This window comes from Paenibacillus oralis (genome assembly GCF_003863965.1).
Lineage (GTDB): Bacteria > Bacillota > Bacilli > Paenibacillales > Paenibacillaceae > Fontibacillus > Fontibacillus oralis.
On sequence record NZ_RRCN01000001.1, the window covers coordinates 6099454 to 6125199 of the forward strand.

The following is a 25746-nucleotide window of genomic DNA, read 5'->3' on the forward strand; positions in this document are numbered from 1 at the left end:
CGATGAAAAACAAAACATTGTTCATACGGGCAGCCATTTTGACAGGGCTGCTTGGATTTGCGGCTGCTTGCCATGCCGGACCCGCCGGGGCCGATCCGTCGCTCCCCATCATCAAGGAGGAGGGGGTATATTCGCTCGAGATATATCCCCGGCAGCATCGGTTAATCGTCAACATCCAAGGCCACAAGTACAAAACTTACCCCGTTGCCGTGGGCAATCCGTCCACTCCGACCCCTGTCGGCGAGTACCGGATTTCCTATAAAGGAAGGGATTGGGGGCCGGCATTTGGCCCCAGATGGCTGGGGCTTAACGTTCCTTGGGGATACTATGGGATCCATGGCACGAACCGTCCCGACTCCATCGGCCGCCACCTCAGCCACGGCTGCATCCGGATGCGCAACAGAGACGTGCTCGAGCTTTACGATCTAGTCCCGATCGGGACCAAGGTGACCATTTACGGCCATATCCTGGGGGATGCCTGGGAAAATCCGCGGGATTTGGCGGAAGGTGATGTGGGGGGAGACGTGCAGCTGATTCAATCCCGGTTAAAAAGCGCCGGGTATTTCCAAGGGGTGTGCAACGGCCGGTTTCGCGCCGACACAGCGGCGGCTTTGCGGCAGTTTCAGCGGGATCACAACTTGATACAGAACGGCGTTGTTTCCAGAAAGGTATACCAGGCATTGGGATTGTGGGAATAACGGGACAACCGGGGATAAAAAAACAAGGCTGCCGCTGGCGTTTTCAGGGCAGCCTTTGTACGTATTAGATGAATACCTGTTCCAGTTCGATCGACCGTTCTTTCGATAAATCGCGGAAGCGCTCTTCATCGATCCGCACCAGCGGTTTAAAAATGTCCGCCGGATTGTTCCACACGATCGTGACGGTCTCTCCGTTGCTCAGGCGGGCTTTTTTGCCGATAAAATTAGGCAGCAGATGGCGGGTTAACGCCTGTACCGCTTTTTCGTTCAGCTTACCGAAACCAAGCTCGTAAGTTTTGCGCAGCACGGTCAGAAGATCTTGCCGCGAGCGGCTTCCGTCCGGCGCGGTCATCCCGACAAACACGTCGGCCACGGCCACGATTTCCGCATACGGGTGAATTTCCGCTTTTCCAAGGGCTTGAGGATAGCCCGTGCCATCCTCCCGCTCATGGTGCTGAAGCGCGACCAATGCCGTCTTCTCTTCGCCCATCGAATTCCGGATAATCTCATAACCGTACGACGTATGGCGCTGCAATTCCTCCAGATCCGCCCCCGTCAGGTCATGCTCACGGTTGCGGAGCGACTGCCGAACCCGGCTTTTGCCGATATCATGCAGATATCCCGCTCTGCTGATCTCATAACATTCTTCGGCCGAATACCCAAGCCAGGTGGCTATGTAATACGATAACAATCCAACCTGCAACGAATGGTTATAAATATTTACGTCGTCATCGGTAAATGCGATAAGCAGCGAAACGACGTCTTTATTGCGGTCAAGCACCTCGAGCATCGGCTCCAAATGCTGATCGACCATCGACTGGTTGAACTTGCCTGTCGTCAGCGCTTCAAGGAAAATCGATTGGAAGCCTTTCAGCGGTAAATCGAAATTCTCCTTGATCCGCTCTTTTATATCGGTTTGCTCGCCTTCAGGCTCGGACGCTTCGCTACCGCGCGGCTCGATATCGACATAATCGATGCTTTGGCGGATCAGAAGCGCGATTTCCTCCGTGCGAATGCTCGTTCCTTTGGGAAGAACATGCAGTCCGGCCCGATTAAACACATCCGTTCTGAGCCGGTCGCCTTCCAGAAGCTCCATGACATGAATTCTCATTTTATTTTATCCCCTTCTTTTCCCCGCGACTCATGAAACGCCGATGAATTAACTTAATTACCTTTAATATCGATCGTGAATAACATTTCATAAATAGTGCTTTAGGAGGGATTTATGAGAAAAGAATGCTATGACTGTTCCTTTTTCCAGGGCGGGTCCACGTAGCGGCGGAATGCCCGGTTGACGGTATAAATTCCCCAGGGAATCGCCGCCGAAAGGACTGCGCACACCCACACCTTCATGGACGGCAAACGGTCCAGCACAAAGTGCCACATCTCCATTTCCCCTTCCTTATTTCGTCTCGATCGTCGAACCGAAAATCCGTACTTTGGCCCGTGCTTCCAGCTCAATATCAGCCTGCGAAAAAATAGTTTCCCCCCCGTTCCCAATCGTTTTGGATTTTTTTCCACGCCGCGGGGTACTCCTGTTTTAAATAGGTCCCTAGACCGATGACATCCGGCTTATACTCAAGCTGAACTTTTTCCAGCGTGGACTGCATCATGGCGACCAAATGTTCGGCCGCTTTCCGTTCGAACTACGCAATTTGCGCCCGGTCCATTAAATTAAGCTTCTCCTGCGTTTCGCCAACATTTCCTTCCATGTTGACCCGGACTTTAAAGCGAATATGCTCCGGATCGGAGATGTCCGCGAAAATTTGGCGCCGGGATCCCTTGATTTCGTAAGCCATGTTATCATTGTCAAGCTTAAACTCCAGCATCCCGTCCTGCGCAGTTCCTTTCAGCACATTCAACCCGGACGTTTCGTCGTCATTTAAATAACCTCTGAGGCTTAAGGTCTCGCCGTCAAACACGGCGGCGCCGGAAACCGACACCTCGTTCCCCGCTTTTTTGCATGCGCGACAGCGCAAAGCTTTCTTTGGCAATGAGATACATAGCTGATCCACCCGCCGAAAAGCCTGATTTCCAGCAAATTTTGCGGCTGCATCCCGACCAGGTAAATGACTGGGGTTAGCCACCGAAAAGAAGATCGATTCAAACCGCTCGAAAAATCCGCCGGGCACTTGAACCTCCTTGGCCAATTCCGCGGTAGGGTAAAGCGCGCTGGCCGTCACGGTCCACGCCGAACACGCCGATCGTAAACCCAAAAACGAGCAGATACAGGCAAAAAGGCAGCAGCATGCCCAGCATCGCGGCTTTTGCTATTTTTTGGGACTGATTGATGAACGTGTTATAAAACAGCAGGATTTCAAGCCCATAAACGAAAACACCGACTCTTTGGAAGCGAACACGACATCGCGCCAATCCGCGGCAAAAAAAGGCTTAAAATTCCGGATTTCGAAGAAGCCGATGTTCATTAGAATGAGCGCCACCAGGAGCAGCACGACGATCGGCAAAAACAGCAGGTTAAGCCGGAACAGGGCTACACTGGGCCCGGCCACGCCATACACAAGCACGAGCAGAAATACCAGACTGATGACCTCGATCGGAGTCCGGTCAAACAAATAGCAGCGCCGCGGCGATCATGGTGACGAACCGCAGCATCCGAAAGGCGATCCCTGCGCTGTAAGACGGAATGGCGAACGAGGACACCGCGGTGACCGCGACCACAATGACCATAATCGGACTGACAATGCCCGCCTGCACCGCCGCGTCGCCGATGACCAAACCGCCGACAATGCCGATCGTTTGCCCGATCGGTTTGGGCAAGCGAACCCCGGCTTCCCGCAGCAGCTCCAGCGTCAATTCCATAAGAAAAGCCTCGACGACGGCCGGAAAAGGGACGCCCTCCCTGGCGGCGGCGATCGAAAATGCCAGTTTGGACGGAATCATGCCTTGATGGAACGACACCAGCGCAGATATAAGGACGGCAAAATTAATGAAATCCCGACGGCCACATACCGCAAAGTGCGGATCAGCGTGCCGATCTGCCAACGTTCATAGTAGTCCTCCGACGATTGAATCAAGGAAACGAAAGTGGTCGGCAAAATCAGGGCAAACGGCGTTCCGTCGAGCAAGTTGACTGAAATATGTTACCCTTTATTGCCATGTTGGTCCAAAATTAATCCCTCAATGAAGAGCCGCGTGGTTTGACGGGTCAGAATATTTTTCCTTCTTCAAGCAAATCTTAATAGGCAAAATCCGGCTTTAGGAAGGAGGAACGTTCATGCCGTTTTGGAGAAAATTCCTGCGCACGATTCACGCCGGGAACGGAAAAGCCGCCGGAAATCCGGCAAGAGACCAAAGCGGGCCGGCGGCAAACGGGATGGCTTCAACCAGCAGTCTGGCGATCCGGCTCGCCTGGCTTAAGGAGGAGCTGAAAAACAGCTCGGATATGATCTACCGTGAGTTCGTGATCAGCTCCGGTCAACGCTGCGTGCTCATCTATGTCCGCGGAATGATCGCTCAGGAAACGGCCCAGCACTACATTGTCAGAAGCCTTCAGCGGGAATCAGCACAATTGAAGGATAGGAACATCTATCAATTCCTGTTTGAGGACGAAGGCCTCACCGTTTCCCAAACCAGTGTGATCCGTGATCTGAACCAAGGCATAAATGCCGTCTTGGACGCCGGGGCTCTGCTTTTGATCGATGGAGACGCGCGGATGCTGACCTTTTCCATCTCGTCATACCCAACCCGTTCCATAGAGGAGACGCCCAATGAGTCGGTCATCCGCGGGCCGAGGGAAGCATTTATCGAGGATCTGGAGAAAAATCTGACCTTGCTGCGCAGACGGATCAAGCACAAAAAGTTCAAAACGCAGGCCATCACTAAAGGACAGTACACCCAAACCGATATTGTGCTCGCTTACGTCGAGGGCGTATGCAAACCCGAACTGATCAAAGAAGTGCAGCGGCGCTTGTCTTACCTCAAAATGGACGGCGTGCTCAGTTCTTCCTACGTAGAGGAGAGCATAGAAGACAACCCTTATTCTCCCTTCCCGCAATTGCAATACACGGAGAGGCCCGACGTCGTCAGCGCTGCGCTGCTCGAAGGCAGGATCGCGATTCTCGTAAACGGGTCGCCCATGGTGCTGCTCGCCCCGGTCACGATGCCGATGCTGCTGCAATCCGCCGAGGACTATTACCAACGGTACGTGTCAGCGAACTGGATTCGCTGGATCCGCTATTTTTTCGTATTGGTGTCCTTGCTGCTTCCGTCGCTTTATATTGCCGTCACGACGTTCCATCCGGAGATGATCCCGTCACAGCTGCTGATTGCCATTGCCGCCTCCCGGGAAATCGTTCCTTTTCCGGCGCTGCTCGAGGCATTTGCGATGGAGCTGGCCTTTGAAGCGCTGCGCGAAGCTTCGATCCGGATCCCGAAATCGATCGGGCAAGCCGTATCCATCATCGGGGCGCTTATCATCGGCACCGCTGCCGTACAGGCAGGCATCGCCTCCGCGGCCATGGTCATTATCGTATCTCTTACCGGGATCGCTTCGTTCATCATTCCGCACTTTGATCTGGGGCTCGCTCTCCGGTTGCTTAGGTTCCCCATCATGATCCTAGCCTCGATGTTCGGGCTTTACGGCATCGCTTGCGGAATGATCCTGATCTACATCCATTTGGTGAACCTGCGGTCCTTTGGCGTCCCTTACATGTCGTCTATCGCACCGCTGGTTACCGAAGACCTGAGCGATACGCTCCTCAGAGTACCCTGGTGGGCGATGTACAGACGGCCCGCTCAAATCGCGGAACATGAACCCCGGCAAAAAAACAATGCCCGCGGCTGGGAGAAGGAAAAAAGTGAACTGGAGTGACAATAATGCGAAGAGCGATATGTACTGCCACGCTGGTGGTCCTGCTTTTGACAGGCGTTGGCGGCTGCTGGTCTTCCCAAGAGCTGAACAATCGCGCTTTTGCGAATGCCGTTCTCATCGATCTGACGGAAAACGGAGAGATCGAACTGTCCATCGGGTTTCCGTTGCCCAACCGTATGGTCCCGGCGCAAGCCGGCGGCTCGGGACAATCCCAAGGCAGTCCGTACACTTTTGTCACCAAACGGGCAAACAATATCAGCCAGGCTTTACGGTTGATTCAGGTCGATCTTTCGAGAAATATTTCCTTCGGTCAAACGCGCTCCATCATCATCGGCAGGAGACTTGCGGAGCAAGGGCTCGACAAGGTGGTGGAGTTCGTTTTCCGTCAGCCATCCTTTCGCCTGAGCGCCAACCTGTTCGTAACGCCCAATAAAGTAACGGAGATCACGAGAATTCCGTTGGTGTTTGAAAGAGTCATCGGCGATATTTTGCGAAAATACATCACCAACCACTTCACTTTGGATACGACGGTCAAGGACTATAAGCTCGCTTTGTACCAGGGCGGTGACATCCTTGTTCCTTTGCTGACTTTCGGGCAGCAGCCCGAGATCGAAGTGGAAAATCCAAAAAAAGACCGCTGGATGGGCACGGGAGGCGCGGCGATTTTCAGCGGCGGAAAAATGGCGAAAACGGTGCTTTCCGTAAAAGAGTTAAGAGGCGCGCTCTGGATCAGCTCACAGCTCAGTACGACCACCATCACCATCGCTTCCCCAAGCGACGGAGCAGAAATCAGCTGTTTCATAGAAGGGATCAAAACAAGCATCAAGCCAAACGTCAAAGGCGGGGAAGTGGCCTTTCAAATTTCAAGCAGCGCGAAAGCTTTCGTGCAAACTTCCTTGTCGAAAATCGATTTGAAGGATCCGGCCGTCATTCAGCAAGTGGAAGCCATTTTACAAAAAGATGTGGAAGAACGGCTGAAAAAGGTGCTGGAAAAAACGCGTAAAGCCCGTTCCGACGCGTTCCTGATGAGCCAATATCTCGATTGGAGATACCCTAAAATATGGAGGAATATTCGGCCGCAGTGGAAAACCTACTACGCGGAGGAGCTGCCTATCGAGGTTAAAGTCAAAATCCTGCTGAACCGCAGCGGCGGCGTTTACCGCTCGGTTGTTCAAGAAACCAATAAATAGCGAGGTAGCGCGATGATCTGGATCGGAACGATGTATGTGATTATTATCCTGTTCGATTGGTTTGGGCAGCGCAAAAAGCAAGTAAGGCTTAAACCCCGCCTGCTTGTGCTGCTCATATCGCTCTGTTTTTTCGCTTGCGCGGAAGTGTTATACCTGCTGAAAGAACGTTGGAATGTACCGATGTTTATTCAGTATGTCAGGGTATCCATCCAAAATTGGATATTTGGATAATTGCGATAGGAGGCCAAAATCATGCTAAAAAATGTAACCTCTTCCCAAATTTTTTCGCTCTATAATTTACATATTTTCACCACCGTTATCGCTTTTTTCATGGGGATCATGATCGCGAGCAGCAAGTATTCCGCACCGGTTGCCACATTGGTTGGAGGCTTTCTGGCTCTGGTGCTGGTATACCCCGCTTATAAGGTCGGGGCTTCGCGTCCCGGCGAGTTCCTCGTGCAATATGGCAGCGAGCTTGTCGGCCGGCCTTTGCATTTTTGCTTCATGCTTTACATCTTGCTGATACATATCCTTCTCGCCGCGCTCAATCTTAGGGAACTGGCCGACTATTTGCTCTCCGAGTATTTGATCGACACCCCCAGTTTGGCCGTTGTGGGCATCTTCGGCATTTGTGTCGCTTACGCCGTGCGCTGCGGGTTAAACACAATTTTCCTTGCGGCCGAAGGAATATTCCTCATCACCGCTTTGGCCTTCCTGTCCATCCCGCTGATCGGGTTTCAGGAAATGGAGATTGACATGTTCATCGCGCTAGCGACCCATTTGACGGTGAAGGATTTGTGGGACAGCATCTACGGGACCATCTCCATTTTCGGCGAGCTGGCCTTCCTGTTTTTGCTTTTTCCTTATTTGAAAAGACCGAAAAAAGTTTACCGGACTTATTTTTTTATAACCCTTACGTCATTGGCGGTCATCATTACGCATCTGATCCCGGTCCTGCTTACCTTCGGGCCGAATCTGGGGGCCAATCTGATGTACCCCGATATGGAGCTGGTCCGCTTTATCCGGGGCGGGTCGTTCATCGATACGATGGACCCGATTCTGATCATTCTTTGGCTGACGAGCATTTTCGTTAAAATCTCGTTTATTGTTTTTACGGCGGTAACCTGCCTGTCTCAACTGACCGGCGTGAATGACCATAAGCCCTTTACGCTGCCTATAACCGCCTTTATCATCGTGTTCTCCATGTGCATCGCAAGGACCCCGCCCGAATTAACTCGTTTTCTGTCCAACGACTGGCCCGCACTAATGATCTTCGCCGAATTTCTGATCCCGTTTGTCTATTGGATGGCGGGGATCGCGCGCGGCTCGATCAAGAAAGCCAAACCGGAAAGCCGGTAACCCGGCACGCCAGCATAAGGGAGCTTCGGCAATTCTTCGTGCCTATGTTGCTGAAATCGGCTAAAATACTTGCGAAGGGAGTGAGATTCAATTTGACTCATACATTTACATGGGCGGATGTTGCAGCACTGCAAAAAGCCGTCGAACAGCAGGATGGAATTTCGTTAAAGCTGAACTGGGACACCCTGCTTGCCGGTAAAGAAGACGACGGCGTCCACTTGGCCGACTTCAAGGACGGGAAGCTTGTGGCTTTTCTCGGAAAATATTCGTTTGGCGGCAGCCTGGAAATTTGCGGCATGGTGCATCCGGATTACCGCAGGCAAGGAATCTTTACCGGTTTGCTGGAGCGTGCCTTGGATGCGCCGACACAGCAAGCCCACGCGAAAATTTTGCTCAACGCTCCGGGCGATTCGGAAACCGGCAAGCGGTTCCTGGACAGCGTGAGCTGCCGCTTTGCGTTCAGCGAATATCAAATGAAGCTGGAAACCTCCGGATTTGCCGGGGAACACGCCGCCCGCACCAATGACGCCGATGACGTCTCCATCTCGCTCGCGCCGGCCGAAGAAGCCGACAAAGCCGTGTTACAGCGGCTCGATAGCGAAGGGTTCAAGATGGAGCCGGAAGAGGTCCGGCGCTTTTACGAGGAGTTGTCCCCTGGGGAAGTGGCCCAAAACGAGCTGATTTTGCTGGCTGGGGAGCCGGCCGGGAAAATCCGCATTTCCCGCCATGAAGGCGAAGCGTGGATTTACGGGTTCGTCGTCGATGCGAAGCTGCGCGGCCAGGGCATCGGCAGCGCAGCCTTGCGCCACGTCATCAAGCGGGAACAGGCGGCCGGTTACGATGTTTGGCTCGAGGTCGCCCTGGATAACCCAAACGCCAAAAAGCTCTACGAAAACGCTGGCTTCCGCGTTTGGCGGTCTCAGGATTATTACGAGTACGAACGTAAATAGCGGAAATCGGAAAAGCCGCCAAAGCAATTAGCTCTGGCGGCCTTATGATGGGGGCACTATGCCTGTCTCTCGCTGTCTGCCACTGTCTGCCGGAAATAACGGTAAATTGTGGCGCTAATGTTGAGCTTTTGCTTCGCGCTCGCAAAATAGCGGAACTTTTAGTATCTATTTCTGCCAACAGTCAGGGAAATACGCCTCTTTATCCGCATTTTCAGAACATAGCGGTAAAAAAGTCCTCTATTATAACAAACTTCCCATATTAGAGAAAATAAAGCCACTTTTTACCGCTATTTCCGTGGCCTCCGTAAAAATGAAGCGCGGCCCCCTGGCGAGGCCGCGCTTCATTTCGGCTCAGCTGCGCGAGTCCGCTGAAGCCGAAGCCGTGGCGTTGATCTCCCCGAACTGCGCCCGGAGCAGCCGGCGGCGATCAGCTCGTCATGGCGCCCCTGCTCCGAAATACCCTCCTCCGTCACGACGACGATGCGGTCGGCATTTTTGATCGTTGCCAGCCGGTGCGCGATGACGAGCGTCGTCCGGCCCGCCGACAGTTCGGCCAGCGACTGCTGGATCGCCAGCTCGGTTTCGGTGTCGAGCGCCGACGTCGCCTCGTCGAGGATCAGGATCGGCGGATTTTTCAGGAACATCCAGGCGATCGCGCAGACGAGCACCGGTACAACCAGAAACGTGAGCACCGCCAGCTTCCAGTTGATTGTCAGTATGAGCAGGAACGAGCCGACCAGCGTCATCCCGGCGATAAACAGGTCCTCCGGACCGTGTTGGGCCACTTCCCCGATATTGTCCAGGTCGTTGGAAATACGCGACATACCTATCCATTTCGGCGCTTGGAAAAAAGACTATCATAAATATCCGCTAAAATGAAGAAGTTTTCATGGATGCTGGCATGGGAATAGAAAAATAAGGTACAATAACTACCGGATCAACCGTATTAAGGACATGTTTCCCGGGAGGGAAAGCCGCAGGTGCTGGCGGCGGAAGGAAGGATCGTAACTATGTACGTAGCAGATGACTGGAAAGATTACGAAGTGATGGATACCGGGAACGGGGAAAAACTGGAGCGCTGGGGCGACGTGATTTTGCGCCGTCCCGATCCGCAAATCATTTGGCCGATCGAGAGCGAGGATAAACGGTGGCGCGAGGTGCACGGCCATTATCACCGCAGTTCCTCGGGCGGCGGCCAATGGGAAATGAAGAAGCAAATTCCCGACCGCTGGACCGTTTCCTACGACCGGCTGAAATTTTATATTCGCCCCACCAACTTTAAACATACCGGGCTGTTCCCGGAACAAGCGGCCAACTGGCGCTGGATGATGGACAAGATCGCCGCAGCGGGCCGGCCGATATCGGTGCTCAACCTGTTTGCTTACACCGGGGGCGCATCGGTCGCGGCCGCTTCCGCCGGCGCGTCGGTCGTGCACGTCGACGCGGCCAAAGGCATGGTGCAGTGGGCCAAGGAGAACCTGGCCCTCTCCGGCCTTGGCGACCGGCCGGTCCGCTTCATTACGGACGACGTGTTCAAGTTCGTGCAGCGGGAGCAGCGGCGCGGCAACCGCTATGACGCGATCATCATGGACCCGCCGTCCTACGGACGGGGCCCTGGCGGCGAGATGTGGAAGCTGGAGCAAAGCCTGTACCCGTTTGTGGAATCGTGCCTGTCGATTTTATCGGACACGCCGCTGTTTTTCCTGATCAACTCTTATACAACCGGGATATCGCCAACCGTACTGCACAACATGTTATCAATGACCGTGAAGCGCCGGTTCGGCGGGCGGATTTCCGCCGGGGAGCTGGGCCTGCCGATCACCGTATCCGGGCTGCATCTGCCCTGCGGCATTCTCGGCCGCTGGGAGGAGTAAACGATGATGGATGGCGGAGCAAAACGGACGACGGGACAGCCGGAGATGGCCATCCTGTACGAAGACAACCACCTGCTCGGGATCGAAAAGCCGGTGAACGTGCCGACCCAGGAGGATGCCAGCGGCGACCCTGATCTCCTGAACCTGCTGAAGGAGGATCTCAAACGCCGCTACCAGAAGCCCGGCAACGTCTACCTGGGGCTGGTGCACCGGCTGGACCGCCCCGTCGGCGGCGCGATGATCTTCGCCAAGACGTCGAAAGCGGCCTCGCGGCTGGCCGAAGCGGTGCGCAGCCGCCGCTTCGGCAAAACGTACGTGGCCGTCGTGCACGGCACTCCGCCGCAGCGCCAGGGGCGTCTGACCGACACGCTGCTGAAGGACGAGCGCACCAATACGGTGGCCGTCGTTCCGGCCGGGACGCCGGGCGGCAAAGAGGCGCGGCTCGACTATAAAGTGCTCGGCGTTGCGGCCGAGGAGCGCCTCAGCCTGGTGCAGGTGGAGCTGCACACCGGCAGGCCGCATCAGATCCGCGTGCAGATGAGCCGGATCGGCTGCCCGCTGTACGGCGACCAGAAATACGGCGCGGCCCTGAACAAACCGGGCCAGCAAATCGCTTTATGGTCGCTGTACATAGGTTTTCCGCATCCGGTCGGCAAGCAGCCCGTCGACCTGATCTCGCTGCCTCCCCGCCAGTATCCCTGGCAGCTCTGGGAGGAGCGCGTATATACCAATCTAGCGGCGATGCTTCAAGCGGGGGAAAACGGTTTTTAGTTTTTAAACGAAGATGGCGGGATGTTTGGATTTCCGGTAATCCAAGCATCCCGCCTCTATTTGGTTTGCGCCTCGGTTCGCGCCCTGATATGCCGCCGTTATGCCGATATACTGTTATTTCGTTCCGGCAATTTTCCCCAATAAATAAACAAGCAGTTGCTGATTGTGGGTCGAAATTCGGTCAAGCACGCCGCTTAAATATTCGTTCCTGACGGATACGCCGCGCTCTACCTCCTGCTGTCCTTTTTCCGTGATCGATATCCATACGTTGCGCCGGTCCTGGTCATCGCGGTCGCGCCGGATCAATTCGCCCCGTTCCATCCGGTCCAGCAGCATCGTCACCGCCGCCGGCGTCGTCGATAAATGCGGAATCAAGTCGGATGGCTTCAGATTGCCCTGCTGCGTAAGGAGCTCCAGCACGTTCAATTGCGACATCGTCAGCGTCGGAGCCAGTTTCTCCTCCATATGGTCCTGATAATCCTTCACGATGAGATCCAGCAATCTGGCAAATTCAGCGGTATGCAATCCTATCCCTCCCTGCTTACACGTCATTAATCAATTCGCCTTCAAAAGTGGAAATTCCTGCTTGTCCGCACCCGATCTTTACGCCAGCGCCAAAAACGGCCATCCGCGGCCGGCGGTTTGCCGGGCGGATGACCGTTTTGGCTTGGTTCCTCTCTTGATTCGTTTATTTGACGACATGTCTCCAGCCGTAAGGATCAGGGAGCACCCCGCGCTGAATTCCGGTGAGCTCGTTGTATAATTTCTCGGAAAGCGCTCCTGTCTTGCCCCCGGAAATTTCAATTTCACGGTCTTCCCATCGCATCCAGCCGATCGGAGAGATGACCGCCGCCGTCCCTGTGCCAAACGCTTCTTCCAGCTCGCCCCGCTGGCTTGCTTCAAACAGCTCGCCAACGCTGATGCGCCGCTCCTCCACCGGAATCCCCCATTCCCGCAGCAAATGCAGCACCGAATCCCGGGTAATCCCCGCCAAGATGCTTCCGCTCAATTCCGGGGTAATCACCTTTCCGTTCACTTTAAAAAACACGTTCATGCTGCCGACTTCTTCGATGTATTTTTTCTCTACCCCATCCAGCCAGAGCACCTGCGAAAATCCGAATTGCTTGGCGTCCTCCTGGGCTTTGAGACCGGATGCGTAATTCCCCGACGTTTTCGCCTCGCCGGTGCCTCCGCGCACGGCCCGCACGTATTGATCCTCCACATGAATCCGTACCGGATGGATCCCTTCCGAATAATAGGCCCCGACCGGCGTTAAAATCACGATGAACTGATATTCCCGGGCTGCCCTGACCCCAAGGCCCGCTTCCGTCGCGATCATAAAGGGGCGGATGTAGAGCGAATTCCCTTCGCCTTCGGGAACCCAAGCCTCATCCAGCTCAATCAGCTTGCGAATAGCCTCCAGGACCGGGCCGGCATCAACCTCGGGCATGCCCATACGAATGCACGATGTGTTCATCCGTCGGAAATTCATCTCGGGCCGGAACAAAACGACATTCCCTTCCGGCGTACGGTACGCCTTCATGCCCTCGAACACTTCCTGTCCGTAATGAAACACCATCGCCGACGGGTCCAGCATGAGCGGGCCGTAAGGCACGATTCGCGGGTCATGCCAGCCCTTTTCTTCCGAATAATCCATGAGCAGCATATGATCGGTAAAATATTTGCCAAAACCAAGCTGATCCGCAGCCGGCTTCGCTTTTTTGTTCGAGCTGAGCGTGATTTTCAACTGATCCATGTTCCGCATCCTCTTTTCTTCTCTATTTTCTATTGCATTTACTATAACGGTATCCCTTTCATTGATCAATGACATAATATCGATTATAATCATAGAAATTATCTATTAAAGGCATAGGAAAGTCGGAGGTTGTATCGTGGAGCATCGCTTGTTGGAATACTTCATCGTCTTGGGGGAAGAACTGCATTTCACCAAAGCCGCGGATCGGCTTGGCATTAGCCAGCCCACGCTCAGTCATCAAATCCGGCTTCTTGAGCAGGAGCTGGGGACCCCTTTGTTTCAACGCTCCGGCAAAAAAAATTACTTGACCCAAGCCGGACAAGTTCTAATGGAGCATGCCCGCCGCGTCATTTACGAGCTGGAGCAAGCCAAGCTGGAAATCGGCCAGCTTAGCGGCATGAGGCGCGGCCGCTTGAGGATCGGCTGCTCCGGCAACCATCTGCTGGAGAGCAAGCTGATATCGTTTCACCGGCAGTACCCCGGCATCGAGCTGGACGTGATCGAGCTGGCGACTGAGGAAACCCACGCCGGTCTGCTGGGCAATCAGCTTGATCTCGGCGTCGTCTTCCTGCCGCTGCAGGACGAGCAAATCGTCAGCCGGCCGCTGTTCGACGAGGAATTGGTGCTGGTCGTCGCCAGCCGGCATCCGTTTGCCGGGCTGCCGGAGGTGACCTTGGAGCAGCTTGTCCAGCTGCCGCTGGTGCTGTTCCCGCCGAAGTTTTTCGTCCGCCAGCTGTTCGACGCGGCCTGCACCGAACACGGCATCGCGCTGAAGCCGGTCATGGAGCTGTCGACGATGGAGTCCCAGGTGCGGATGGTTCGCAGCCATGTCGGCGGAACGATCCTGCCGGCTTCGTACGCCTGGACGCTGGACGGAACGGTAATGGGCAGATTGGGCGACGGTTTTGGCGATGGGTTTGGCGATTTCTCCATCATTCCGCTTGCCGAGCCCGCTCCGCGCAAACAAGTCGGCTTGGTCTACCGTAAAAACATGTTTATGGACGCCACCCTGGAAGCTTTTATTCGCCATTTGACCGGGTGAGCCGAAATGCTTCACACCTCCTTAATTGGAAAAATCCAATAGATTTCTTCAAATCGCCCGTTTTACGCCCTGCCGAGGCTAATCTATTGGAAATATCCAATCAAGCAACCGCTTGCGGTTTATCTCTAACGATCCCCCCTCCCACCTAACCGGTTATCCCCAATCACACGGCAAAAAAGCTCCGCGCACGTTGTACAGAGAGAACATTCGTACGCGAAGCTTTTTTAACCGTTACTCCAACTGGTTTGCTGCGTTATTCCTTGACGAAAAGATCGACGATCTCGTCGTTTTTGTCCACGTGCGCCAGCGCTTTGCCGACCGATTTCCGTTCGGCAAGCGGCGCAGCTTCCGAGCTAAAGCTGTGCATCCGGCCTTCCTTCGTCACCGCCAGCAGCGGCACCGGCTCTTTGCAGTGAACGCCGCCGACCAGCCGGCTTCCGTTCGGTTTGACCCGCTTGCCTTCCTTGAATTCGAACGTCTGCAAGCCCTTGCCGCCCCGGCTCTGGAGCGGGTAATCGAGCAGCAGGCTGCGCTTGCCGTAGCCGAGGTCGGAAACGGCCAGAATCTCGCCTTCCTCGCCTTCGACCCAAAGGGCGGCGACGACCTCGTCGTCCTCCTTCAGGTTGATGCCGCGCACTCCCGCAGCGACGCGGCCCATCGCATTGACTTCGCTTTCGGCAAAGCGGATCGCCATCCCCTGCTTCGTCAGCAGCAAAATTTCCTGCCGCCCCCGGCTTACCGTCACGCTCAGCACCTCATCGCCGTCGCCCAGCTTGCAGGCTGCCACCGCGCCGGTCCGTTTCGTTTCGTAATCCTTCAGCTCGGTGCGCTTCACCTGGCCCCGCTTCGTCACGAACACGAGGGTGAGCTCCGGCTCTTCATCAAAGCTGCGCAGCGGCACGACGCTGACGATCCGGTCTTCCTTGGCCAGCGGAATGACGTTGACGAGCGCCGTCCCGTTGTCCTTCCATTTGAACTCCGGAATTTGATGGACCGGAAGCAGGAAATATTGGCCCCGCTGCGTGAAGATCAACAAATTCTGCAGCGTATCGACTTCAAACAGATGTTTGATGTAGTCGCCTTCCTTCACCCCGGAGCCCTCCCGCTCGCCGCCGGAGCGCGTAAAGGAAAGCATGCTGGTCCGCTTGATATATCCTTCGTGCGAAAGCGTAACGAGCACGTCCTCCTGGGCCACCAGCACCTCCAGGTTGACCTTCAGCTCTTCCACTTCGTCCTGGATCACCGAACGCCGGTCGATCCCGTACTTCTCGCGGATTTCCAGCAGCTCTTTTCTGATCAGCGCGATCAGCTTCTTGTCGCTCTCCAGAATGCCGCGCAGCACCGTGATTTTCTTCTGGATCTCATCCAGCTCTTTCTGCAGCGACGTAATTTCCAGATTGGTCAAACGGTACAGCTGCAAGGTCAAAATCGCGTCCGCCTGCCGCTCCGTAAAGCCAAACATCCACTGCAAATTGTTCTGCGCGTCCTGGCGGTTTTTGGAGGCTTTGATCGCCTCGATCACCTCGTCCAAAATGTTCAGCGCTTTGACGAGCCCTTCGAGCACATGGGCGCGGTCCTCCAGCTTCTCCAGTTCGTATTGCGTGCGGTAGGTTACGACCTCGCGCTGGTGGGCGATATAGGCATCCAGCATCGCCTTGAGGCCAAGCTGGCGCGGCGCCCGGTTGACGATCGCCACCATGTTGAAATTGTACGTAACCTGCAGATCGGTTTTCTTCAGCAAATAGGCGAGAATCCCCTGCGCATCCGCGTCCTTCTTCAGCTCCACGACGATGCGCAGTCCGTTCCGGCCGCTTTCGTCGCGGACCTCGGCGATCCCGTCCACCTTCTTCTCCAGCCGGATGTTCTCCATCGCCGACACGAGCCGGGATTTCACGACCTGGTAAGGAATTTCCGTAACGATGATCTGCTGCTTCCCGCCGCGCAGCGTTTCGATCTCCGTTTTCGAGCGCAGGTAAATCCGGCCTTTTCCGGTCTCGTAAGCCTCGCGGATGCCCTCTTCGCCCATAATGATACCGCCGGTCGGGAAATCCGGGCCTTTGATGAACAGGCGGATCTCCTCCAGCGTCAGCCCCGGCTTCTCCATCAGGGCGATGCAGGCGTCGATCACCTCGCGCAGGTTATGCGGCGGAATTTCCGTCGCAAACCCGGCCGAGATGCCGCTCACACCGTTAACGAGCAGGTTGGGAAAACGCGCGGGCAGCACGACCGGCTCCTTCGCCGTGTTGTCGAAGTTATCCTTGAACTGGACCGTCCGCTTCTCGATATCGCGCATCAGTTCCATGGCGATCGGAGACAATCTCGCCTCCGTATACCGCATCGCCGCCGCCGGGTCATCGTCCTGCGAACCCCAGTTGCCGTGGCCGTCCACCAGCACATGCCCCATTTTCCAAGGCTGCGCCATCCGCACCATGCCTTCGTAAATCGGCGAGTCGCCGTGCGGGTGGTAGTTCCCCATGACGTCCCCGACCGTTTTGGCCGATTTGCGGTACGGCTTATCCGGGGTATTGCCGGCATCGTACATCGCGTACAAAATCCGCCGCTGCACCGGCTTCAGTCCGTCGCGCACATCGGGGATCGCGCGGTCCTGAATAATGTATTTGGAATACCGGCCAAAGCGGTCGCCCACAACCTCTTCCAGAAACGCCGGCAAAAAATTTTCCAGCATGCTCACATCAATTCACCTTCTATTCCTCAAACTCCGTGAAATCCACGTTTTCCACGATCCAGCGCTTGCGCGGATCAACCTTATCCCCCATCAGCGTAGACACGCGTCGTTCCGCTTTGGCGGCGTCCTCAATCTGCACCTGCAGCATGGTCCGCGTTTCCGGATTCATCGTCGTTTCCCACAGCTGCTCGGGATTCATTTCCCCAAGGCCTTTGTAGCGCTGCAGTTCGAAATTTTTGCCGAACTCTTTCAAGTAATTTTGCAGTTGTTCGTCGCTCCAGGCATACCGCACCGTCTCCAGCTTGCCGGAACGGCGGGTGATTTTGTACAGCGGCGGCTGGGCGATATACACCCGGCCCGCATCGATTAGCGGCTTCATGTACCGGTAAAAGAACGTCAACAGCAGCACCTGGATATGCGCTCCGTCCGTATCGGCGTCGGTCATGATGATGATCTTGGAATAATTGCTGTCTTCCACGGCAAATTCCGTCCCGATCCCCGCGCCGATCGCACTTATGATCGCCCGGTATTCGTCGTTTTTCAAGATGTCCGCCAGCTTCGCTTTTTCCGGATTCATCGGTTTGCCTTTGAGCGGCAAAATCGCCTGAATCTTGGAATCGCGGCCTTGCTTCGCCGATCCGCCGGCGGAGTCGCCTTCGACGATAAACAGCTCGGTGCGCGTAAAATCCTTCGACTGCGCCGGCGTCAGTTTGCCGCCGAGGTTTGAGCTCTCGCTCCTTTTCTTGCCCGAGCGCATTTCGTCGCGCGCCTTCCGCGCCGCTTCCCGCGCCTTCGAGGCCTGAACCGCTTTTTTGATCAGCGTCTGGGCGACCTGCGGATTCTCCTCCAGGAACAGCGCCATCTTCTCGCTGACCACCGCGTCGACCGCGCTGCGCGCCGAAGCGCTGCCGAGCTGGTCCTTCGTCTGTCCGACGAACTCGACCTCGGACATCTTCACGCTGATGACGGCCATCATGCCTTCGCGCAAATCGTTGCCTTCGAGGTTTTTCTCCTTCTCTTTGAGCAGGCCGTTTTTCCGCGCATACTCGTTCATGACGCGGGTATACGCCGTTTTGAAGCCCGTTTCGTGCGTCCCCCCGCCTCTCGTCGGAATCGAGTTCACGAAAGAGGCCAACGTTTCGGTGTAGCCCGAATTGTATTGGAGGGCGACCTCCACCTCGATGTCGTCCCGCTCGGCGTAGAAATGCACGACCTCGTGCAGCACGTCTTTGCCATCGTTCAGAAACTCGACGAACTGGCTCGCTCCGCCTTCATAAAAAAACTCGTCGAAACGGTCGGACCGCTCATCTTTTAAAGTTACCTTCAGACCCGAGTTCAGAAAAGCGATCTCCTGCAAACGTTCCGCGAGCGTATCGTAATTGAGGCCGATCCCGCCGGTGAACACGCGAATATCCGGCTTGAACGTCACCTTTGTCCCGGTTTTGTTTGTATTGCCGATGACCTCAAGTCCGGTAACCGGTTCGCCGACATGTTCAATTCCCTTATCGTCGACCCAATATTCAAACCGCATCCGGTGGATTTTGCCCTCCCGGTAAATATGAACTTCAAGCCACTCGGACAACGCGTTGGTCACCGATGCGCCAACCCCGTGCAAACCGCCGGACTTCTTGTAGCCCGCCCCGCCGAATTTGCCGCCGGCATGCAGTATCGTATAAACGACCTGCGGCGTAGGAATGCCGGTTTTGTGCATCCCGGTCGGGATGCCGCGCCCGTTGTCCACCACGGTCACCGAGCCGTCCCTATGCAGCGTAATGTCGATTTTGGAGCAAAACTTGGCCAGATGCTCGTCGACGGCATTATCCACTATCTCCCATACCAAATGATGAAGACCCGACGAGCTCGTACTGCCAATGTACATACCTGGCCGTTTGCGTACCGCGACAAGCCCTTCGAGCACTTGAATGTCGTCCGCGTCGTATCCCGAAGACGCCTTGGCGGAATCCGGTCCGGCAACGTCCTCGAACAAATCGATTTGTTCGGCCATTCATGCTCCCCCTTTAACTTTATGTAATCTTCTTTTTAGTTAAATAGTGTTCAAAAAGTCAGGTTTTCAGCACCGAGAAGGTTGGATGAAGCTAGGGCCTGAGGAGCGGAGCGTACGTTTTGGGTACTTGAGCACCGGAAGGCCCGGCTGAATTCAAGATTCGATGCCGATTAAGCTTCATGCAATTCTTCGTGATCAAAAGATGACTTTTTGAACTACCTCTAAATGCATTAAATGCAAACAGATGTTTTGTGATCCTTGTCCATTTTAATTCAATATATCCTGTTTCGTAAAGACGAGGAATGAAACGATGAGCGATGCGGCCCCCCATACGGCGAGTACAATCAGTGAAAATCCCAGCGTCATCCCTTCAATCGGCGCCGGCGTCCCCGATAAATAATTCGTTAAGCCGAGGTTGACCATAAACAGATATTTGGCGCTCGTCCAGGCGGAAGCCATGTTGGATAAAATATTCCCGGCGATCAGCGCCGCCATCATGATGACGATGCTCGCCGAGGTGCTGCGGACCAGCACCGACACCATAAACGCGAGACACGCGACCACGATGCTGACGAACCAGATTAATCCGGTTTGCATGAGGATATATTGCCACTGCGGCACCGCGTGTACTCCCGAGATGTCCACCTCCGCGCCGTGAAGCTGGAACCCGGTAAATACGGGCATGGTAAGCCCGGTGTATCCGAAAAACAAGCCGGAGATCAGATAGCAGATGATGCAGGTCGCAACGATGATCAGCGACACGAACATCAGCAAGGTAATCAGCTTGCTGAGCAGGATCTTCCAGCGGCGGATCGGCCGGGTGAGCAGCATTTTAATCGTCCCGCTCGTTCGCTCCGAGGACACGATATCCGACCCGACGCCCATAATCAGCAGCGGAATGAACAGGGTAGCGGCATTGTCCAGAAATTCCCGGGTAAACGTCACCCCGCCGGGTTCCTGCGGATTCACATCATGCTCCAAATAATATTTCATCTGCTGTATATAGATTTGCCGGTATTTTTTCCACTCCTCCGGCACCCGGTCGCTGCCCAGGGAGTTTTGGTTGTCCGTAATCGCCTGCTGCACTTCCCGGCGCCAATCGCTGCCGTATTTCTCCCGTTTCTCCACGGACTCGCGCAGCTGCGCGTAAGCAAACATCGGCACCAAGACGATCAAAACGAGCAAGATGACATAAAAACGCTTTTTACGGATCATCTTGATCGTTTCATTTTTCACCAAAGGAAGAATGTTATTCAAAGCTCTCACCTTCCGTCATTTGCAAAAACAGCTGCTCCAGCGTCGGATTGACCTTCTGCACGGCGCGGACCCGAACCCCGTCCTTCACCAAGCTTGACACCAGTTCGTCAACCTGCTCCGGCTGCATCCGGGTGACCAGGGCCGACTTCCCGATCCCCGCGATGATAGCGTCGTCGAGCACGTCCTCGGCTTCCTCGAAAATATCGGCCCCTGCTGCGCGCAGCAGCTCCGCTCCCCGCTCGCGCGGTTCAAGCTCCCAGACGACATAGTTGGTGCTTACCTGGATCAATTCTTCGACCTTGCCGACCGTCAGCACGCGGCCCCGGCTAATAATCGCCACCCGGTCGCACAGCAGCTGAATTTCGCTCAGCAAGTGGCTGGACACGAACACGGCCAGTCCCTCCGCCGCCAACCGCCGGATAAAATCGCGCATTTCTTTGATGCCTTTGGGGTCCAGCCCATTGGTCGGTTCATCCAAAATAAGCAGCTTCGGCCGCCCCAGCAAAGCCTGGGCAATCCCCAGGCGCTGCCGCATCCCCAGCGAATAGGTCTTCACCTTGTCGTCAATCCGCCCGTTCAGGCCGACGATGTGAACCACCTCGTCAATCCGCCCTGCGTCAATGCCCGGCATCATCCGGGCAAATTGCTCCAGATTTTCCCGGCCTGTCAAATAGGAATAAACCTCCGGATTCTCCACAATGGAGCCGACACATCGCAGCGCAAGCTCAGGCTCCCGCTGCACGTCGTATCCGCAGATGGAAACCTTGCCTTCGGTCGGGCGAATCAGGTCTACCAGCATACGGATCGTCGTCGTTTTGCCGGCGCCGTTGGGACCGAGAAAGCCAAAAATCTCCCCCTCTTGAACGTCGAACGTTACCTCATGAACAATCCATTTGCGGCGGATTTTTTTCTTAAGTCCCCTTACCGACAGGACCACTTGCCGCTCATCCAATACCGCTTCCTGATGCAGTGCCATCGCAGTAGCCCCCTTTGTTGATGTCCCGTTATGCTTTATTTTTGTCCCATGCTCTGCACGATCCGTTCGGCGATCGCTTGATACCCGTCCCCGTTCGGATGAAAATGGTCGCTCGACAAATACCGCGCCGCGTTATGCGTAAATAAATCATAGGTCGGCACCACCAGAGTTCCGTTATAGGGGGCCAACGCTTTTAGAGCCATCTCATTCCAACGCATGACCGCGTCATCTCCGAGCTCGCGCATCTCCTCCAGATCGGAAAACGGGTTGTACAAGCTGACATAAACCAACGCGGCCTGCGGGTTGATTTCATGCAGCTTCTCTACCGCCTGCCGGAAGAAATCCGACGCTTTCGTGATTGAGGCATTCAGTTCCGCCGGTGTGGGCAGTTGTTCCCCCGAGGTCAGTTGCTCCGCCCCTCTAAACAGATCATTGCCGCCTATGGACAGCAGGATGATCCCCGACTGTCCCAGCGCGTACCTTACGCCCTGATCATCCAGCGACACAAGCAGTTCCTCCGTCGACATCCCATTGATCCCGAGATTGTTGATCAACATGGAGGAAGTCCCTTGCTCCTTGAGCAATTCCACCGTTCTGCGGGCAAATCCGTTCCCGGTATCGTCACCGGTGCCCTTCGCCAGCGAATCCCCGATCGCCGTCACATCCCAGCTTCCGGCTACGGCGGGCTGCTCCGTTTTAGGCGGCACAGCGCTTTCGGGGCCGTTCAAAAACGCCGGCTGGGCGATATCCAATACGGCAAAAAGGAAACCGGACAGCAGCAGCAACGTCGATATGGCGGAAAAAAGTCCGGCGACCCGCCAAATCCGAGAACTCGATCCCATCGATATCCTTCCTCCCGTTTTCGTCATATTCCGTTATTTTAACCTATCCAACTTATGTAAATAACATAAAACTTCTTGTTGGAAGATGCAAATTCCCGCGGCAGCAACCGGCCGGGCCAGGTTCGCCGGCGGAAGGCTCCGCTTCAAAAGAAAAAGCAGTGCATCGCGCACTGCCTGAATCCCGCCTTCTTCTAGCTGGCTCGAATGACTTTCACATCGGCCGGAATCACTTTGGTTCCTTCATACAGCATAAACCGCCCGTTTTGCCATTCGATGCGCAGCAGCTTCCCGTCATCGGACTGGTACTGCCAGACATGCTGGTCTCCACCCTGCATAAAAGGGGTTCTGCCGTCGACCGCAACGTATCCGCCGTACTCCTCCTCCAGATGATACAGGGTGCCGTCCAGCTCCATTTGCCCAGGGACTTCGGACGGATCGTCGAGACGTCCGTCAATCGGCTGATAGAGCTGGTATTGCAGCGTCTCGCGCTCCTCGATGAGCAGGTAGCTGATCCGGCTGCCGTCCTGCAGCGTCAAAACAACGGCGTTGCGGCTGCGGTTGTTTACCCGTCCGGTCACTTCATACGAAACGAGCGAAACCTCGCAAATGTCTCCCGGAGCCAGCGACAGCATGCTTTTCTCCATAAGCGGAGGCTCCGGCTTGGCGAACAGATTTCCGATTCTCTTCCAAACGCTCATCTTCGGTCAAGCCTCACTTCTTGGGTTCGTCGTCGTTATTTCTTCTCTTCGTATTGCTTCATCAAAGCGGCCAATTCGGCTTCAACCTCGCTATCCTTGTTCAGGCTGGCGAATTCCTCGTCCAGGGACTTGTCTTTCGAGGCCAGTTCGTTGCTGGCTTCCGCCTGCGCTTCCATCTGCAGCATTTTTTCTTCCATCCGCTTCAGGCCGCTCGCCGCAGTGTCCGAATTGAAGCCGCCGATCGCCTTGTTGATTTCGTTCTGGGCTTTGGCCGCGTTGTAACGCGCTACAAGCGTTTCGCGTTTGTTTTTCATTTCCGTCAGCTGCTTGCGCATTTCGTCCAGCATGGCGCGGAGGTTATCGGCCGCCGCTTTGTTTTGCTCATAGCTGGCTTTGTATTCCGCAGCCTTCGCTTCGGCCGCTTTTTTCTCCTCCAGGGCACGGCGGGCCAAATCGACGTTTTGCGCCTGGGCCGCCGTATGAGCCTGCTGGGTGCGTTTTTCGGCGAGCGCCTGCTGCTCTTCATACAAGCCTTTGAATCTCTTTTCAATGGCGATTTGCGCGGCCACCGCTTTTTCCGCGTCCTCCAGGTCCTCCTGCATGTCCCGGATATATTGGTCCGTCAATTTGATCGGGTCCTCCGCTTTGTCGATCAGGGCGTTAATATTGGACATCGTCAAGTCGCGCAATCTTTTAAAAATGGACATTGTTTTTTTCCTCCCGATAAAAAATTCAGATTATGTTTATGTTTACGCTGCAGCTTCCGAGAGGTTTCAATTTTTAGATTTTATTTCCCGATAAACTCTTGGACCCAGTATCCGTTATAATAACCGACGCCGATCAGCTTATAATTCGGATTCAAAATGTTCGCTTTATGTCCCGGACTGTTCATCCAGTCCTTTACGGCTTCCTTTGCCGACCGCTGCCCCTTGGCAATATTTTCTCCGGCATAAGTGAACGTGATATTGGACGCGTCCATCATGTCGAAGGGCGAGCCATATTTTGGGGAATTATGATCGAAGTAATTGTTTTTGTACATATCGATCGCTTTGGTTTTGGCCATTTTGGTCAGATTGGTATGTACCACGAGCGGTTTCAGCCCCGCCGCGACTCGTTCTTTATTGACAAGCGCCACGACCTGCGACGCGTTTTCCGTTTGAATGCGGGCATAAACCGCTGCCAATGACTGGGTGTTGGACGCTGCCGCGTGAGCCAAGTCCCCGCCCCCGTGAGCGGGCGCCAATAACCCGGCCAGGAGGGAGATCAACAGCCCTGCCGTTACGATTTTTTTGCTCCGTTTGCCCATGACGTAAAAACTCCTTATTCAGCCGGATGGTTTTATCGGCTTTTTTCTCTGTTCTTGTCACATTTTAACATATTGCCGGTTCGGATGCGCGTCCAAAACTTGGAAAAAATCGGCTTTTTAGGCGCCTATCACGCATGCAAAAGAAACACCCCCCAGGGAATTCGTTCCGTTGGTTCTCTGATGCACAAATCAAACCTCTGCCGGAAAAAGAGACAATTTATGGCCTTATTTTGAGATTTCCCCCCTCATGTGCAAAATAGCGGAATTTTTCGTCGTTATTTAGGGAGATAGCTGGGAAAAGCGCCTGTCCACCCCCTTTTTTCTAAGTATAGAGGAAAAAAATTCCTCTATTTTAAAGTGCACTCCCTTTTTAGCAAATATAAGGCCCTTTTTTACCGCTATTTCCATGACCTCCACAAAAAAACGCAGGCCCACTTCAAAAAAGGACGCCGGCGGCGTCCTCCGAGTGTTGAACTATTACTTTCTGCTTGCGTACTTGCGCATATCGAACGCTACGGCGGCGACGATAATCGCGCCTTTGATGATTTGCTGCCAGTAAGGGCCGACGCCAACGAAGGTCAAGCCGTAGTTGATGACGGTGAAAATAAGCACCCCGGCCATGATGCCCGGCACGGTACCGATCCCGCCGGTGGTGGAAACGCCGCCGACGACGCAGGCCGCGATGGCGTCAAGCTCGTACATGTTGCCGTAGTTGTTGGTCGCGCCGCCGGTTCTCGCCGCTTCCAGCACCCCGGCGAGGCCGTACAGCGCGCCGGCGATCGAGTAGATCAGGATCAGGTTTCTGGCAACGTTGATCCCGGAAACCTTGGCCGCCTGTTCGTTGCCGCCGATGGCGTACATGTTTTTGCCGAGCCGTGTCTTATTGAACATAACCCACACGATAAAGCAGACGGCGATCGCGATGATGACGATATAAGGAATCGAGAAGTCCCCGCTGCCGATGCTGCCCGAACCTAGAAGCGTCGTAAAGTCTTCCCGCAAACCGCCGATCGGCTGCGACTGGTTCGGCTCCGTGTCGAAATACAGCGAGTTGATCCCGTAAATCGCGACCATGGTGCCGAGCGTGGCGATAAACGGCGGAACCTTGAATTTCGAGACGATGATGCCGTTAATGAGGCCAAAAACAAGACCTACCGCAATGGCGATCAAGACTGGAACGAACAGCGGAAGTTCCGGCAAGTTCGGGAAGAAGCGCCGCGCATAATCAGCTTCTTGCAGCATGGAAGCCGACACGACCGCCGTCAAACCGACCATCCGGCCGGCGGACAAGTCCGTCCCCCCCGTAATGAGAATAAAGGCAACGCCGAGGGCGATGATCACCCGGGTCGAGGACTGAATCAAAATATCGCGCAGCGTGTTTAAGCCGATAAAGCTGGGGTCATATACGGCAATGCCGATCAGCAGCACCGCCAAAACGATATAGATCGCGTTTTCGGTCACAAAACCTTGGATTTTTTTCGTATTCATGATTTCTCCTCCTTCTT

At 54.9% G+C, this 25746-nt stretch carries 22 protein-coding genes and 4 pseudogenes; 9 read left to right on the forward strand and 17 right to left on the reverse strand.

Going from position 1 to position 25746, the window contains the following annotated elements; genetic code table 11:
* Positions 1 to 2 precede the first annotated feature (2 nt).
* Entirely contained in the window at positions 3 to 698 is a 696-nt protein-coding gene (locus tag EHV15_RS27170) for a L,D-transpeptidase family protein (protein ID WP_128633980.1), read from the forward strand.
* A gap of 64 nt (positions 699 to 762) precedes the next feature.
* On the opposite strand, the gene EHV15_RS27175 is transcribed toward EHV15_RS27170, so the two are convergent.
* From EHV15_RS27175 to EHV15_RS27200, 5 genes and pseudogenes are all read right to left on the reverse strand, one after another.
* On the reverse strand, positions 763 to 1809 hold the full coding sequence (locus EHV15_RS27175) for an HD-GYP domain-containing protein (RefSeq protein WP_128633981.1): 1047 nt from the start codon (positions 1807 to 1809) through the stop codon (positions 763 to 765).
* Positions 1810 to 1937: 128 nt separating this feature from the next.
* Entirely contained in the window at positions 1938 to 2090 is a 153-nt protein-coding gene (locus EHV15_RS36695; protein WP_178075700.1) for a hypothetical protein, read from the reverse strand.
* 71 nt (positions 2091 to 2161) lie between these two features.
* Positions 2162 to 2881 (reverse strand): annotated as a pseudogene (locus EHV15_RS38105) (Ger(x)C family spore germination C-terminal domain-containing protein).
* Positions 2802 to 3223 (reverse strand): annotated as a pseudogene (locus EHV15_RS38465) (GerAB/ArcD/ProY family transporter). The pseudogenes EHV15_RS38105 and EHV15_RS38465 overlap by 80 nt, the downstream one beginning before the upstream one ends.
* A gap of 52 nt (positions 3224 to 3275) precedes the next feature.
* Positions 3276 to 3784, reverse strand: a pseudogene (locus EHV15_RS27200) (spore germination protein); the annotation flags it as partial.
* 149 nt (positions 3785 to 3933) lie between these two features.
* Between EHV15_RS27200 and EHV15_RS27205 the strand changes: the two are divergent.
* The 5 genes from EHV15_RS27205 (at position 3934) to EHV15_RS27225 (ending at position 9028) form a co-directional block, all read left to right on the forward strand.
* Positions 3934 to 5529: a spore germination protein gene (locus tag EHV15_RS27205; RefSeq protein WP_128633986.1), complete on the forward strand. Its 1596-nt coding sequence runs from the start codon at positions 3934 to 3936 to the stop codon at positions 5527 to 5529.
* Between the two features lie 5 nt (positions 5530 to 5534).
* The gene (locus EHV15_RS27210; RefSeq protein ID WP_128633987.1) at positions 5535 to 6719 is read left to right on the forward strand and encodes a Ger(x)C family spore germination protein; all 1185 of its coding nucleotides are present in this window, start codon (positions 5535 to 5537) and stop codon (positions 6717 to 6719) included.
* 12 nt (positions 6720 to 6731) lie between these two features.
* Positions 6732 to 6950, forward strand: a complete 219-nt coding sequence (locus tag EHV15_RS27215; protein ID WP_128633988.1) for a hypothetical protein — start codon at positions 6732 to 6734, stop codon at positions 6948 to 6950.
* 21 nt (positions 6951 to 6971) lie between these two features.
* Positions 6972 to 8078, forward strand: a complete 1107-nt coding sequence (locus EHV15_RS27220; protein ID WP_128633989.1) for a GerAB/ArcD/ProY family transporter — start codon at positions 6972 to 6974, stop codon at positions 8076 to 8078.
* A gap of 92 nt (positions 8079 to 8170) precedes the next feature.
* Positions 8171 to 9028, forward strand: a complete 858-nt coding sequence (locus tag EHV15_RS27225; protein WP_178075978.1) for a GNAT family N-acetyltransferase — start codon at positions 8171 to 8173, stop codon at positions 9026 to 9028.
* Between the two features lie 341 nt (positions 9029 to 9369).
* Here the strand turns inward: EHV15_RS27225 and EHV15_RS27230 are convergent.
* Positions 9370 to 9828: pseudogene (locus tag EHV15_RS27230) on the reverse strand (hypothetical protein); the annotation flags it as partial.
* Between the two features lie 210 nt (positions 9829 to 10038).
* Here EHV15_RS27230 and EHV15_RS27235 point away from each other — a divergent pair.
* Together EHV15_RS27235 and EHV15_RS27240 are read left to right on the forward strand one after the other, a co-directional pair.
* On the forward strand, positions 10039 to 10902 hold the full coding sequence (locus EHV15_RS27235; protein ID WP_128633992.1) for a class I SAM-dependent methyltransferase: 864 nt from the start codon (positions 10039 to 10041) through the stop codon (positions 10900 to 10902).
* Between the two features lie 6 nt (positions 10903 to 10908).
* Positions 10909 to 11673 (forward strand): RluA family pseudouridine synthase, encoded by a 765-nt coding sequence (locus EHV15_RS27240; protein WP_128635563.1) that lies wholly within the window; start codon positions 10909 to 10911, stop codon positions 11671 to 11673.
* A 114-nt stretch (positions 11674 to 11787) separates the two neighbouring features.
* On the opposite strand, the gene EHV15_RS27245 is transcribed toward EHV15_RS27240, so the two are convergent.
* A complete protein-coding gene (locus tag EHV15_RS27245) occupies positions 11788 to 12198 on the reverse strand; it encodes a MarR family winged helix-turn-helix transcriptional regulator (protein ID WP_128633993.1) in 411 nt (136 codons plus the stop codon).
* Between the two features lie 163 nt (positions 12199 to 12361).
* Positions 12362 to 13429 (reverse strand): branched-chain amino acid aminotransferase, encoded by a 1068-nt coding sequence (locus EHV15_RS27250; RefSeq protein WP_128633994.1) that lies wholly within the window; start codon positions 13427 to 13429, stop codon positions 12362 to 12364.
* 136 nt (positions 13430 to 13565) lie between these two features.
* Between EHV15_RS27250 and EHV15_RS27255 the strand changes: the two genes are divergently transcribed.
* Positions 13566 to 14471, forward strand: coding sequence for a LysR substrate-binding domain-containing protein (locus EHV15_RS27255; RefSeq protein WP_128633995.1), 906 nt, complete (start codon positions 13566 to 13568; stop codon positions 14469 to 14471).
* A gap of 253 nt (positions 14472 to 14724) precedes the next feature.
* On the opposite strand, the gene gyrA is transcribed toward EHV15_RS27255, so the two are convergent.
* The 9 genes from gyrA to mglC form a co-directional block, all read right to left on the reverse strand.
* A complete protein-coding gene (gene gyrA / locus EHV15_RS27260; protein WP_128633996.1) occupies positions 14725 to 17163 on the reverse strand; it encodes a DNA gyrase subunit A in 2439 nt (812 codons plus the stop codon).
* Between the two features lie 13 nt (positions 17164 to 17176).
* Positions 17177 to 19162, reverse strand: a complete 1986-nt coding sequence (gene parE, locus EHV15_RS27265) for a DNA topoisomerase IV subunit B (protein ID WP_128633997.1) — start codon at positions 19160 to 19162, stop codon at positions 17177 to 17179.
* A 267-nt stretch (positions 19163 to 19429) separates the two neighbouring features.
* Entirely contained in the window at positions 19430 to 20419 is a 990-nt protein-coding gene (locus EHV15_RS27270) for an ABC transporter permease (RefSeq protein WP_128633998.1), read from the reverse strand.
* Positions 20412 to 21395, reverse strand: coding sequence for an ABC transporter ATP-binding protein (locus EHV15_RS27275; protein WP_128633999.1), 984 nt, complete (start codon positions 21393 to 21395; stop codon positions 20412 to 20414). Before EHV15_RS27275 ends, EHV15_RS27270 begins: the two co-directional genes overlap by 8 nt.
* A 35-nt stretch (positions 21396 to 21430) precedes the next feature.
* A complete protein-coding gene (locus tag EHV15_RS27280; protein WP_128634000.1) occupies positions 21431 to 22237 on the reverse strand; it encodes a GDSL-type esterase/lipase family protein in 807 nt (268 codons plus the stop codon).
* A gap of 191 nt (positions 22238 to 22428) precedes the next feature.
* Positions 22429 to 22935, reverse strand: a complete 507-nt coding sequence (locus tag EHV15_RS27285; protein ID WP_128634001.1) for a DUF4178 domain-containing protein — start codon at positions 22933 to 22935, stop codon at positions 22429 to 22431.
* A gap of 35 nt (positions 22936 to 22970) precedes the next feature.
* Positions 22971 to 23642: a PspA/IM30 family protein gene (locus EHV15_RS27290; RefSeq protein ID WP_128634002.1), complete on the reverse strand. Its 672-nt coding sequence runs from the start codon at positions 23640 to 23642 to the stop codon at positions 22971 to 22973.
* Between the two features lie 80 nt (positions 23643 to 23722).
* On the reverse strand, positions 23723 to 24241 hold the full coding sequence (locus EHV15_RS27295; protein WP_128634003.1) for a CAP domain-containing protein: 519 nt from the start codon (positions 24239 to 24241) through the stop codon (positions 23723 to 23725).
* 477 nt (positions 24242 to 24718) lie between these two features.
* Positions 24719 to 25729, reverse strand: a complete 1011-nt coding sequence (gene mglC / locus EHV15_RS27300) for a galactose/methyl galactoside ABC transporter permease MglC (RefSeq protein WP_128634004.1) — start codon at positions 25727 to 25729, stop codon at positions 24719 to 24721.
* Between the last annotated feature and the right edge of the window lie 17 nt (positions 25730 to 25746).

Excerpts from the sequence above, each read along its gene's own strand:
- EHV15_RS27170 (WP_128633980.1), top strand. The coding sequence starts at position 3 with ATGAAAAACAAAACATTGTTCATACGGGCAGCCATTTTGACAGGGCTG.
- EHV15_RS27175 (WP_128633981.1), bottom strand. The coding sequence starts at position 1,809 with ATGAGAATTCATGTCATGGAGCTTCTGGAAGGCGACCGGCTCAGAACG.
- EHV15_RS36695 (WP_178075700.1), bottom strand. The coding sequence starts at position 2,090 with ATGGAGATGTGGCACTTTGTGCTGGACCGTTTGCCGTCCATGAAGGTG.
- EHV15_RS27205 (WP_128633986.1), top strand. The coding sequence starts at position 3,934 with ATGCCGTTTTGGAGAAAATTCCTGCGCACGATTCACGCCGGGAACGGA.
- EHV15_RS27210 (WP_128633987.1), top strand. The coding sequence starts at position 5,535 with ATGCGAAGAGCGATATGTACTGCCACGCTGGTGGTCCTGCTTTTGACA.
- EHV15_RS27215 (WP_128633988.1), top strand. The coding sequence starts at position 6,732 with ATGATCTGGATCGGAACGATGTATGTGATTATTATCCTGTTCGATTGG.
- EHV15_RS27220 (WP_128633989.1), top strand. The coding sequence starts at position 6,972 with ATGCTAAAAAATGTAACCTCTTCCCAAATTTTTTCGCTCTATAATTTA.
- EHV15_RS27235 (WP_128633992.1), top strand. The coding sequence starts at position 10,039 with ATGTACGTAGCAGATGACTGGAAAGATTACGAAGTGATGGATACCGGG.
- EHV15_RS27240 (WP_128635563.1), top strand. The coding sequence starts at position 10,909 with ATGGATGGCGGAGCAAAACGGACGACGGGACAGCCGGAGATGGCCATC.
- EHV15_RS27250 (WP_128633994.1), bottom strand. The coding sequence starts at position 13,429 with ATGGATCAGTTGAAAATCACGCTCAGCTCGAACAAAAAAGCGAAGCCG.
- parE (WP_128633997.1), bottom strand. The coding sequence starts at position 19,162 with ATGGCCGAACAAATCGATTTGTTCGAGGACGTTGCCGGACCGGATTCC.
- EHV15_RS27275 (WP_128633999.1), bottom strand. The coding sequence starts at position 21,395 with ATGGCACTGCATCAGGAAGCGGTATTGGATGAGCGGCAAGTGGTCCTG.
- EHV15_RS27280 (WP_128634000.1), bottom strand. The coding sequence starts at position 22,237 with ATGGGATCGAGTTCTCGGATTTGGCGGGTCGCCGGACTTTTTTCCGCC.
- EHV15_RS27285 (WP_128634001.1), bottom strand. The coding sequence starts at position 22,935 with ATGAGCGTTTGGAAGAGAATCGGAAATCTGTTCGCCAAGCCGGAGCCT.
- EHV15_RS27290 (WP_128634002.1), bottom strand. The coding sequence starts at position 23,642 with ATGTCCATTTTTAAAAGATTGCGCGACTTGACGATGTCCAATATTAAC.
- EHV15_RS27295 (WP_128634003.1), bottom strand. The coding sequence starts at position 24,241 with ATGGGCAAACGGAGCAAAAAAATCGTAACGGCAGGGCTGTTGATCTCC.
- mglC (WP_128634004.1), bottom strand. The coding sequence starts at position 25,729 with ATGAATACGAAAAAAATCCAAGGTTTTGTGACCGAAAACGCGATCTAT.